Raw genomic sequence first — 10,981 nt, 5'->3', positions numbered from 1 at the left:
GAAAACAGAATCCAGATATAAGAACAAACTTACAGCTGAATCCTGTTTCCATTTACACAAAATTTTGGACAGTGTCTACCAGTACAATATCACTAATCCTCTCCGTATTGAACCTTCATTCAATTATTTTTTTGAGAATGACAATGTAAGTATGTTGGATGTAAATGTGAACTTCCACTATCTTTTCCCGGTAGCTCAAAGTGTCAAGCTTTATCCGCTGTTCGGTCTGACCATGTCCAACTGGATGTTTGACATGCATGATTTGGATGTTGACTGGGATGGAGACCACGTCCATGTTGATGATGGGGGTAATCATAATGAATTCCGTATCGGGGCTAATCTCGGAGCCGGGGCGGAATTCGCTTTGGGACGTAACTGGGCTATGAATGTTGAATTCAGATACCAATTGGTTGATGATTTTGACCAAGGGGTTATTAACTTCGGAGCTGCTTATCGGTTCTAAAAACATACCAAGAGACAGATATAATTCTATATTTGTCTCTTGTATTTTACAATTGCGTATTTTTCAGAATAATTCGAAATAACTTCCTATTACCACCTTCCCCATTTCTTTTCATTCAATAAATAGTTCAGTCACCAACAGCCAATAAAAACATAAAAGCAAATATTTTAGTTTTCATAGCTCCTTTATTTATAATTCAACAAGCCATTTAAATATCGCTCATCATCAATACGAATAATCCTGTACCTCGCCCCATCACGAATATTCTCCTTTATCATCTCATTCCATCCTTTCATATCTCTTAATCTAAATTCAAAAACCTCTTCCGAAATTTTCAACTCTGCACCATTGGTAACATTGCAGGTAATAAAACCTTTATCATCCATTGTGCAATGTTTATAAAAACGATATGCGGCAGCCTTCATTTGATAGTCAGCAGCCTTGATTTCTTCCTCAGACATCTTCCCCTTTTGACGCAACGCATAATACTCATCAGGTATTATGCTGATGAATTCATCACTTTCAATATAATCTCTAACAGATTTTACTTCAACAGAACGAGTCTCAACAGAATTTATCTTGCCCTTATCTACGGTTTCTTGATTATTCGTACAACTACAAAAAACGAGCAAAAGCAAAGCTGGCAAATAAAGTTTTTTCATAATATTACACATTTATAATTTAACAACCATAATACACTTATGATAAAGAAAGTAAAGAAATACACCTTTTCTACTTCCGATGATAGTTCCACTTGTTGAATTCGGACCATAAACTTCCGCATCAGAATCATTCATGACACTATCTATTAAAAACGGAATCCAACTTTTCTTTATATTCCTTATACTGTAACTTTAAATCTATCAAGTCAACATCAGGATTGTCAACTAAAAGGTTATTCACATTCTCTATTTCTAAAACAACTCTATCATAATTCATCTTATTCACTCCCAACTCTAAAGCTTTAGTCTCAGATATATCAACAGAATATTTTCTATTAACCTTATCCAAAGTTATATACTGTGACATAATAATAGAGGCACGTCTTATTTCTTTAACCTTATCATTCATCTTTATGTAGTCAATGATATTCAAGTTCAATTCCGCCGCATCTTGAATATCACTCTTTGATGCACAAAAACTTATTGTCTTTTGTTCTTTATCACTTACAACTCCCGAAATCGTTAACTTAGGAATACAATGTGACGCTGTTACAAATCTAGACTTTTCACCATGAGTTCCCCTAACTCCGATACTCCCACTATACATATTATTATTAGAAACTCCATACGATGAAAATTTACCACCAAGATTTATCAACACAGAACTACGTACATTGCTTTCCTCTCTATTAACATTATCCGAATCAACAGGACTATCTATAATAATAGACGTACCATATCCAAAAACAATAGCAGGAGAATTACTTATTAAACGCTTAAATAACTGAATGTTTTCTTCTGAACAAACCTCCAAATCAACAGAGACTCTATTTTTATCAACCCAAATTCCCACTCCATTCCAAGTCAACTCATCAGGGAAATTCCCCTCACACAAAATATCACTTAATTTAGAATTTAATTCACTCAATTCATCAAAAGAATAATCACAAGATTCTACCTCAAATTTATCACTTCCCGCCCTTCTTATCATATCTTCCTTACCTTTTTCCATATTCCCTTTTATAAGGACAACAGGATACCCACTATCATTAGTATACATTCCACCATAATAGTCAGGATAAACAAACTCACCAATGTTCCCCCTAGTATAGGAAGTAAAAGACTTAGAAATGTTCATTACAAGCCTCTCCACTTCCATAGAACTATTAACAATAACAGAATCACCCTTATTTGCAGATTCATCAGAACAAGCTACAAAGTTAACTGCCCAAATAGCTAACAAATAAAAATACTTCTTCATAGCAATATACTTTAAATATTAATAGCTATAAATTAAGCCATAATAATAAAGATACACAACAAAACAAATCACTTTAACAATAAAATATAACACTATTAATTAGGTGGCTCTTTCTCAAGATAAACATCCTGCAACAACTCATCCTTTCGAGTTACCTTATAACGGCACAGTACTTCCCCGGTTTCCATATTATACCAATCAGCTACCTTACCTTTTACAGATATATATCAAGTATAACAACCATCATCCATATTCAAACCTTTCACATCAAGAACCAAATCCTCATCCCGAAAATCATTCAACACTTCATCCTCTATCATAGTGCAGAACTGACCGATCAAAGCATGCAAAACACTATTAAATTAAAAATCCAGAGTAAAAATAGAATTTTTTTTCTATATGATAATATTATTTGAATTGCAAATAATATTATTTATCCATTGTTTTATTTATTATTTTATCTATCTTTGTATATTATCAAAATAATCAGTTATGAATATATCAAAAGAAGGAATAGCGATAACAAAACGTTTCTTTGAAGCGATAGATATGCTGAAAGCACAGAAACGTATGCGTGGGCTTCTTACATACACCAAGGCCCATGATATAAATTATTGGAACATAAATACAGTCAGAAACCAGCCGGAAGTAAGTGTCCTAAAACCTGAATGGATAGCGTACTTGGTCCTTGACTATGGGATTTCGGCTGATTGGATTTTGACGGGTAGGGGAGGGATGTTTAAACAATAAATGTTCAAAAACTTATCCTTATAATCAAATCTGTTGTTTGTAACTTATTTATTTTCAGATTATTGATTAATAAAATGGAGTCTGCTTTGGGAGCAGGGGGTCGTGGGTTCGAATCCCGCTACCCCGACGGATGAGAGTCAAGGAGTTACGGTAAAATGTAGCTCCTTTTTTTTATTCTCCGAATGGGGCGGTTTACCTTTGGTTTAACCAAGTGAGTTAGGGTCAGCGGATTTTCCCGGTTGGCAAGCTTTCTTTTAAGCGTATAGCCTAGCCAGTCTGAACATGAAGAATTTCCATCAGCCACCCCTCTTAACTGGCTTCGAAAAGCTTTGATTTTAGCATTGAACGACTCTGCTGAAGCATTTGTCAATCGTTCTTCAAAATAATTTATGATGGTCGTACTATGGTTTGAAAAGGTGTGTTAAACCAAAAATGAACATGGATGCTACCATTTCCGCTGAGCCGAAATTTCGGCTCAGCGGTTTCCGAAATGCCAATTATTTTTTAGCTTTCCAGACGTGCGTATTCATGTGTATTATGGATTAACTCACTGGTACTTTTATCCACCCCGTAGGATAGATATCCGGAGCTTCGGAATGCTGGAACCAACGACTAGGCACAATTACCGTTTTGTCCATATTGGGATTTAACCATGCTCCCCACCAGCTGAATGTACTGTTGCAGATGATGTGATGTTTGCAATGACTCATAAGCATCATATCTTGCCAACTGTCTTCATCCGTATTCCAATCAATATATACTGCATTCTGCAATGGAAGATTTTCCTTTACCCAAGCAATGTCATCTGAAAAAATATAGTAAGATGGAGAGGCAACTCTTCTGCTCATTTCCGCTATTGCGTTTTGATAGTAAGGTAACTGGCATACACTTCCGGTAGTAGCCCAATGCTTGGGTTGCAAATAATCTCCACGACGAATATGTAGAGATACTGCGTTTTCATCCTTGTCCAAAATTTCAAGCATATTAAGACTTCTACTGTTGGCTTTATTCTTGTCAAAAGTGAAAGACTCCCTAACTTCATCCTTAATATCTGCAAAGAAACGTTCCGACTGATAAAATCCTTTAAAATAAAGTAAAGGCCAAAAGTATTTCTTTTCAAAAGCTCGTAAACTATTGGGAGCTTGTTTCCGTTCATATATTTTTTTGAAGAAAAGGAATTCGATAACTTTTTTCAGAGGTTGGTTTATACAAAATTCTGTATGGGGCAGATTAAACACACGATGCATTTCATATCCGTAGTGCACTTTATAATGCATCATGTCCGAAAGGTCTATACGCACTTTGGGATAGTACTTTTTCATTCGCAAATAAAAAGCGTAAATAAACATTTGATTTCCCAAACCACCTGTTACTTTTATAAGTCTCATATTTCTTTGTCCTTTTTTTGTTATCTGCAATATTTCAATTTACATTTCGACATTGTTTATATATAAATTGACTTCGCAAAGGTATTAATTTTATCAGAGTGTACAAACATCTTAAAAAAATATTGTTTTCTCTAATAGCAGCTTATTATCTTGTTATTATATAGTGAACTAACCGTATGAAAGAGTACAGGGTAAAGTTTAGAAGAAAGATCAGAAGATAGTATGATATATTGGTTGCCTTTCTGTGGTACAGCATGTAAGTAATGGTTCTTTTGATGGAAGTGGGTTGCTTTGTCAACGGAATGAATTTCCGAGTTTACTCTCATTAAAACTCTTACGATATTTTTTCTAAATGTCGAATGCTGTAAAGTTTAAGGTAGAGTGAATCTCTGAAATATTTTGTATTTTAGTTATGTTTTGTTAGAATGTTTTTCTTGTTTTCATTATTGAGTGTTATTTACAGAGAAGTACCTAAAAATACAGAAAATGATTGGTTTGATACTCTTTAAGTATGAATTAACTAGTTGGTTTTATGTTTTTTTTACTGGATCTTTTTGATTAGTTATGCAGCATGGAGTGCTAGATTGTTCTTGTGCCGTGCATTTTTCACCTAGTATAATAGTGCTTCACCGATGTTTCGGCAAATATTACCGAAAAAAATTAAATATATTATCTTAGAGTTGTATGCTTGATACAGAATACGGTGCTTAGGTTCTCTCTTTTAAGTGATAAGTTTGGTTTTTATCAATTATATATGATATCTTTGCGGCTTTAAATATCCGACTATTTAGGAATGTAAAAATATATTGGATGATTTATTGGAACATTGCGAAACTATACTGTCAGGATGTGCTGGCATATTTGCAATATGATCGTGACAAGCTGATTAATTTTTATTTGTTAAACGAAAAAAATGAATTTATTATTATTGAATGCAGCCTCAGGCAGTAAACTTGAGCAAGCACTGGAGAAACTGGTAGATTTTGGAATGGACGCTGGTAAGGATATATTTGTCGCCATTCTGATATATTCAGTCGGTCGTTTTATCATTAAGCAGATTAGTGTATTAATAGCCAAAGTTCTTGAAAAACGGAAGATAGAAACCAGTGTACAGACTTTCTTGAAAAGTTTAGTGAAAATTTTATTGAACATGGTACTTGCTTTTGCCATAATCAGCAAGTTGGGAGTGGAAACGACCAGTTTTGCTGCACTTTTGGCGTCAGCCGGTGTGGCTGTAGGTATGGCACTTTCCGGCAATCTTTCCAATTTCGCAGGTGGTTTGATTATACTTGTTTTTAAACCGTTTAAAGTAGGCGATTATATAGATGGACCTGGAGTAAGTGGTACAATAAAAGAGATACAGATTTTCCATACCATACTTTCCACTCTTGATAATCGGATGATATACGTTCCCAACGGGATGCTCAGTGGAAATGCTGTGATTAATTACAGCAAACAGGAAATGCGCCGTGTTGAATGGGTATTCGGAGTAGAATATGGAGAGGATGTACAAAGGGTCAGAACCGTATTGCAACGTATTATTTATGCGGACAAACGTATTTTGGATACTCCTGCTCCTATCATTGTTTTAGGCTCATTAAGTGCGAGTAGCGTTGACATTACTGTCCGTGTTTGGGTTAAAACAGCTGATTACTGGAATGTTTTATATGATATTAATGAGATTGTTTATACGACATTTAATAAAGAAGGAATCGGATTCCCTTTCCCACAACTTACTGTGCATCAATCTTCAAAATAATAGAAACATATTCAACTTCTTAAATAAATGATCATGAAAAAATTAATTTGTTTTTTTACGATTTTCGTATTTTGGGGAATCACTGATAGTATGGCTCAGGGATTACATTTTGGGGTAAAAGCCGGTGTGCTTGGCAACAAAGCAAATATTAGTGGCATGCGTGACCAGTTTAAGGAAGAGAGTTTGACAGGATTTCAAGTAGGGCCTATGTTGCAATATCAAACAGGATTTCATGGTATCGCTTTGGACTTTTCTCTGCTGTATGTAGAGCGTGGAATCAAACTGACAAATACCTCTAACAGACGTAGCGCTGACATTAAAACACAAAGTATTGATATTCCTATAGAACTGAAATGGGAAATGGGAATATCAAATAATTTTGATTTGTTTTTGGGAGTCGGTCCTTCCTTTTCTTTTTTGGTAGACAAGGACAATTGGGGACGCAAACTTGCTCATATAGCTGTGGATGTTATAGATAAGGATCTTCCATCTATGGGATGGCGTTCGACTGAAGTCGGATTGAACTTGGGAGGTGGAGTGAAAATTGTAAATCATTTAATGGTAAGTTGCTATTATAATATAGGATTAACCCAGTCTGCCAAGCATAATATAGGAGGCAATAAGCATGATGCCATAGATCAAATTTTTGATGGTGATGTATTCGAAAGCAAAAATAGATATTGGCAGTTATCACTTGCTTATGTGTTTTAGTCAGATAATTGCGGATCGTTTTTAGCAATACAAAACTAAAAAGCGGCTTTTATTATTGAGAAGGTTTGTAGTAAAACATCCAATAAAAGAGTCTGAATAACAAAGTGATTGCATCCGTGTGTGGAAAACACACGGATAGCATGAATAAATAATTTTTTTTGCAAAAATGAAATTATATATTTTGATTCAACAGTTATTGAGAAGAAAATTTGTTCAATATTTTGTTCTTTTCTTCATTCTGATTTCAATTATAGCCGTCATTGCAAGTTCATTTGAAGAAATGGCCACATACAAAGTACTGTTATTCGGCATTACTTATGTATCTTCTTTTATTTTTCTTATTGAATACACAGCCCGTATCGTATCTGCACCGGCACTCTATCCCGGTATGAAAACAGCAAAGGCACGTCTGAAATATACATTCTCTTTTTATGGCTTTGTTGACTTCGTGGCAGTACTGCCTTGTGTTCTTACCTATGCATACTGGGATACGGAAGTCGTTCATGTCATTATTTTACCCTATATCTTCATTATTTTTAAGTTAATACGTCACTCGCGATCTTTCCGAATTATCGGTATGGCTCTTGCTTCTGTCAGAGAAGAACTTGAAACAGCCTACACAGCTAGTTTCATTACAATTTGCTTTTCCGCCATTTTGATGTATTATATTGAAAGGAATGCACAACCTGAAGTCTTTAAAAATATCGGTGACGGAATCTGGTGGGCCATTATTACATTTGCTACAGTCGGATATGGTGACATTTATCCCATTACCTTTTTGGGGAAATTATTGGGTTGTATTATTTGTCTGGTAGGTGTGGCAATGGTAGCCATTCCGACCGGTATCATTAGTTCTTCTTTTATCAATATCGTACAAAAGAAGGAACAAAGAGAGAAATTCAATAAGGAAGAGGAGAATAGATGATAATAAAGTTCCCCAAAAACAACTGTTGGGGAGTATATTCTTTTCTTATAGATAATTTCTATAGTTATATGAAAAACTTTGGATTCTTAAAAATAAACCATATAGTCTTTAGAATGTGCATAACAAAAGTCTGCTTGAGGTGACAACGAACTTATAATTGTTATATCTTTGCATTGTCATTGTTGAAGCAATGATAAAATAAATAATCTTTAATCAAAACTTATGATTATGAAAAAAAGTATTTTAACCGTATTGTTTGCGTTAATCTGTACTATGGGATTTTCGCAGGTGTCTTTTAATGTAAAGGCTGGTCTTAACCTTAGTAGTTATATTGGTGAGAATTCAGATCACTCCGAATTTAAACCCGGAGCACGTATCGGAGTGGGGATGGAGTATCAGTTTAATGATATGATATCTTTACAGCCTTCATTGTTTTTTTCGCAAAAGGGGGCAAAATATTCAAGTGGATTTGACGGAAATATAATAGATGCTGATGCAGATGTGAAAATTAACCAGCTCTATCTTGAATTGCCTGTTAACGTACAGTTTCGTTTTAATATTGCAGATAACACCAACCTTGTCATCGCGACAGGCCCTTATTTGGCTTGCGGAGTAGGTGGTAAGGTTAAATTCGATGGTGACGCATCCGTTGGAGGCATCCATATTAATGGTGATGACAAAATAGACACATTCGGTGATGACGGACTGGATTACAACAGATTTGATGCAGGATGGAACATCGGTCTGGGTGTGGAGTTCGGAAAGATTCTCGTAGGTCTTGATACCCAACTTGGTTTTTGCAAGGTAATGGATGGCGATGCCCCCCATAATGCAAATATAGGCATTACTTTAGGATATAAATTCTAAGCAAACTCTTTCATACCCCCTCTCTAGTCTGTGCTGGTTTGCACGGTTTTGAGAGGGGTTTTATTATAATTTTCACAACCGATGTCAGTTCTTGGCGAAAGTAAGAAAATAGCAGTACGGTAGTTGAAAAAGTTAGAGACATTCAGAAAATAGTATAAAGGCCGCTTTACCATCATGTATGCAGGTTATTTTATCATTATTGCCAGCAAGAAACCATTTAAAACAATCATTGGGAAGGAAAAAAGAAGTAGTTTTTTTATCAAAATGTAAAATTAGACAGTATCTAAATTCTCCATAAAAAATTGTGTATTGCTTTTTTATATCTATATTTGCAATTTCAATAGTTTTATTGCCAAATGGTTTTAATATGAAACGAATTCAAGTACTGTTATTATTTATAGTCATTTCTTGTTCCATGTTTGCACAAGACAGGCTTTCTCTGTTCATAGGCAGGGCGAACAAGTATGCAGCTGTGGAGTTATCCGACTATCGGAAACGTTTATGCGTAGAATATAATATATCTAATCAATTATTGGATGATTATTACAGAAGATGTGGTAGTAATTGGGGGAATGTCGGTTTGGCTCTTGAAATAGCAAAGACTTCCGGCAGGCATATGCGGGAGGTGTGTGACTATTACAAGCGTTACCACCGGAATGGCTGGAATCGTATATTGGTAGAGATAGGCATAAAACCAGGGTCGATGTACTATGATCCATTTTATGACAGGATTCGTTATCATAGCGAATGCTGGCGTGAACATTATTGCTCTTATTGTGACCATCATGATAAGCATCATCGCAAGCATTATAAAAAACACAAGCGTCATAAACATCATAAATGGCACGATGATGACGATGATTGGGATGATGACGATGAAGACGATTAACACACTTATATATTTTTAAAAATGAAAAAGATCTTTATTTTTTTAGGACTGATGTTTGTCATGTTGAGCAGTACCTACGCTCAAAAAGGCAGACAGGCAATTGGATTTGGATTAAGTTACGGAACAGAAATTGAAAGTGCTGGATTGGGAATTAAATACCAGTACAATATCACTAATCCTCTCCGTATTGAACCTTCATTCAATTATTTTTTTGAGAATGACAATGTAAGTATGTTGGATTTAAATGTGAACTTCCACTATCTTTGTCCGGTAGCTCAAAGTGTCAAACTTTATCCGCTGTTTGGTCTGACCATGTCCAACTGGATGTTTGACATGCATGATTGGGATGTTGACTGGGATGGAGACCACGATGGGGGTAACCATAATGAATTCCGTATCGGGGTTAATCTCGGAGCCGGGGCGGAATTCGCTTTGGGACGTAACTGGGCTATGAATGTTGAATTCAGATACCAATTGGTTGATGATTTTGACCAAGGGGTTATTAATTTCGGAGCTGCTTATCGGTTCTAAAAACATATCAATGTGTCAAAACGAAAATGACTGCTCCTAAAAATTACAGATAGTAATTATAACACTTAAAAGGGTCGTATCAAACTCTGTCTTGAGTAATGATACGACCCTTTCTTTAGTCTTTTAGGATGCTTAAATTTCAGATTATAAGTTTATGTTTTCAAAAACTGAGTCTTGTCTCTTGAACTTTATTAAAATCACTATTTCTAGGTATTTCAGAATCTCTTTCAAATCTTTTACTTTGCAGCAAACAAATTAAATGATTTGCTGTATGAAAAAAATGGGTATAATTTATGGTTCCTCTACTGGAACTTGTGAGAGCATCGCACAGACAATAGCTGAAAAATTAGGTGTGGCATCAGTTGATGTAATTGATGCAAGTAAAATTACCACAGAAAAAGTGGAAAGTTATGATATTTTATTGTTAGGGACTTCTACTTGGGGAGACGGTGAATTGCAAGATGATTGGTATGACGCCATTAAAATGATAAGGACTGCAGATTTGAATGGTAAAATAGTTGCTCTCTTTGGCTGTGGAGATTCAGAATCCTATTGTGATACATTTTGTGACGGTATGGGAGTTATATATGACCAGTTAAAGAATTCAGGTTGCACTTTTGTGGGGGCAGTTTCTGCCGATGGGTATTCGTATTCATCTTCTATAGCGATAATCGATGGGAAATTTGTAGGTTTGGCTCTTGATGACGTGAACGAAAGTGGCAAGACTGAAGAACGTATTAACAGTTGGGTTGAAGAAATAAAGAAGAACCTGTAA

The 10,981-nt window shown here is 35.3% G+C and carries 13 protein-coding genes and 1 pseudogene; 9 read left to right on the top strand and 5 right to left on the bottom strand.

Features of this window, described 5'->3' with window-relative positions:
- Nucleotides 1-463 (top strand): outer membrane beta-barrel protein (locus tag AB5062_RS11015; protein ID WP_368329693.1); only part of this gene is annotated, 463 nt, incomplete at its 5' end.
- 185 nt (nt 464-648) lie between these two features.
- On the opposite strand, the gene AB5062_RS11010 is transcribed toward AB5062_RS11015, so the two are convergent.
- From AB5062_RS11010 to AB5062_RS11000, 3 genes are all read right to left on the bottom strand, one after another.
- Nucleotides 649-1,125, bottom strand: coding sequence for a hypothetical protein (locus AB5062_RS11010; protein WP_005852377.1), 477 nt, complete (start codon nt 1,123-1,125; stop codon nt 649-651).
- 139 nt (nt 1,126-1,264) lie between these two features.
- Entirely contained in the window at nt 1,265-2,386 is a 1,122-nt protein-coding gene (locus AB5062_RS11005; protein WP_005852381.1) for a hypothetical protein, read from the bottom strand.
- A gap of 227 nt (nt 2,387-2,613) precedes the next feature.
- Nucleotides 2,614-2,736, bottom strand: a complete 123-nt coding sequence (locus AB5062_RS11000) for a hypothetical protein (RefSeq protein ID WP_257220081.1) — start codon at nt 2,734-2,736, stop codon at nt 2,614-2,616.
- Between the two features lie 142 nt (nt 2,737-2,878).
- Between AB5062_RS11000 and AB5062_RS10995 the strand changes: the two genes are divergently transcribed.
- The gene (locus AB5062_RS10995; RefSeq protein ID WP_005852383.1) at nt 2,879-3,136 is read left to right on the top strand and encodes a hypothetical protein; all 258 of its coding nucleotides are present in this window, start codon (nt 2,879-2,881) and stop codon (nt 3,134-3,136) included.
- A 254-nt stretch (nt 3,137-3,390) separates the two neighbouring features.
- Here AB5062_RS10995 and AB5062_RS10990 read toward each other — a convergent pair.
- Nucleotides 3,391-3,554 (bottom strand): annotated as a pseudogene (locus tag AB5062_RS10990) (transposase); the annotation flags it as partial.
- Between the two features lie 124 nt (nt 3,555-3,678).
- Nucleotides 3,679-4,524, bottom strand: coding sequence for an alpha-1,2-fucosyltransferase (locus AB5062_RS10985; RefSeq protein WP_005843472.1), 846 nt, complete (start codon nt 4,522-4,524; stop codon nt 3,679-3,681).
- Between the two features lie 913 nt (nt 4,525-5,437).
- Here AB5062_RS10985 and AB5062_RS10980 point away from each other — a divergent pair.
- The 7 genes from AB5062_RS10980 (at nt 5,438) to fldA (ending at nt 10,981) form a co-directional block, all read left to right on the top strand.
- A complete protein-coding gene (locus AB5062_RS10980) occupies nt 5,438-6,283 on the top strand; it encodes a mechanosensitive ion channel family protein (protein WP_005843474.1) in 846 nt (281 codons plus the stop codon).
- Nucleotides 6,284-6,316: 33 nt separating this feature from the next.
- Complete coding sequence (locus tag AB5062_RS10975; RefSeq protein ID WP_032938819.1) at nt 6,317-6,994, top strand: porin family protein; 678 nt, start codon at nt 6,317-6,319, stop codon at nt 6,992-6,994.
- Between the two features lie 166 nt (nt 6,995-7,160).
- Nucleotides 7,161-7,919: an ion transporter gene (locus AB5062_RS10970; RefSeq protein ID WP_012055604.1), complete on the top strand. Its 759-nt coding sequence runs from the start codon at nt 7,161-7,163 to the stop codon at nt 7,917-7,919.
- 228 nt (nt 7,920-8,147) lie between these two features.
- Nucleotides 8,148-8,786 carry a porin family protein gene (locus tag AB5062_RS10965; protein WP_349233978.1) on the top strand — a complete coding sequence of 213 codons (639 nt, stop codon included), beginning with the start codon at nt 8,148-8,150 and terminating at the stop codon, nt 8,784-8,786.
- A gap of 367 nt (nt 8,787-9,153) precedes the next feature.
- Nucleotides 9,154-9,675 carry a hypothetical protein gene (locus tag AB5062_RS10960; RefSeq protein WP_012055605.1) on the top strand — a complete coding sequence of 174 codons (522 nt, stop codon included), beginning with the start codon at nt 9,154-9,156 and terminating at the stop codon, nt 9,673-9,675.
- A 21-nt stretch (nt 9,676-9,696) separates the two neighbouring features.
- Nucleotides 9,697-10,206 carry a porin family protein gene (locus AB5062_RS10955; RefSeq protein WP_177615077.1) on the top strand — a complete coding sequence of 170 codons (510 nt, stop codon included), beginning with the start codon at nt 9,697-9,699 and terminating at the stop codon, nt 10,204-10,206.
- Nucleotides 10,207-10,477: 271 nt separating this feature from the next.
- The gene (fldA, locus tag AB5062_RS10950; RefSeq protein WP_022508758.1) at nt 10,478-10,981 is read left to right on the top strand and encodes a flavodoxin FldA; all 504 of its coding nucleotides are present in this window, start codon (nt 10,478-10,480) and stop codon (nt 10,979-10,981) included.

The sequence above is a fragment of the Phocaeicola sp. RTP21359st1_B8_RTP21360_211022 genome (assembly GCF_040911965.1).
Taxonomy (GTDB): domain Bacteria; phylum Bacteroidota; class Bacteroidia; order Bacteroidales; family Bacteroidaceae; genus Phocaeicola; species Phocaeicola vulgatus.
The sequence above is the reverse complement of the archived record's forward strand: the minus strand, read 5'-3'. Positions and strand labels throughout refer to the sequence as shown.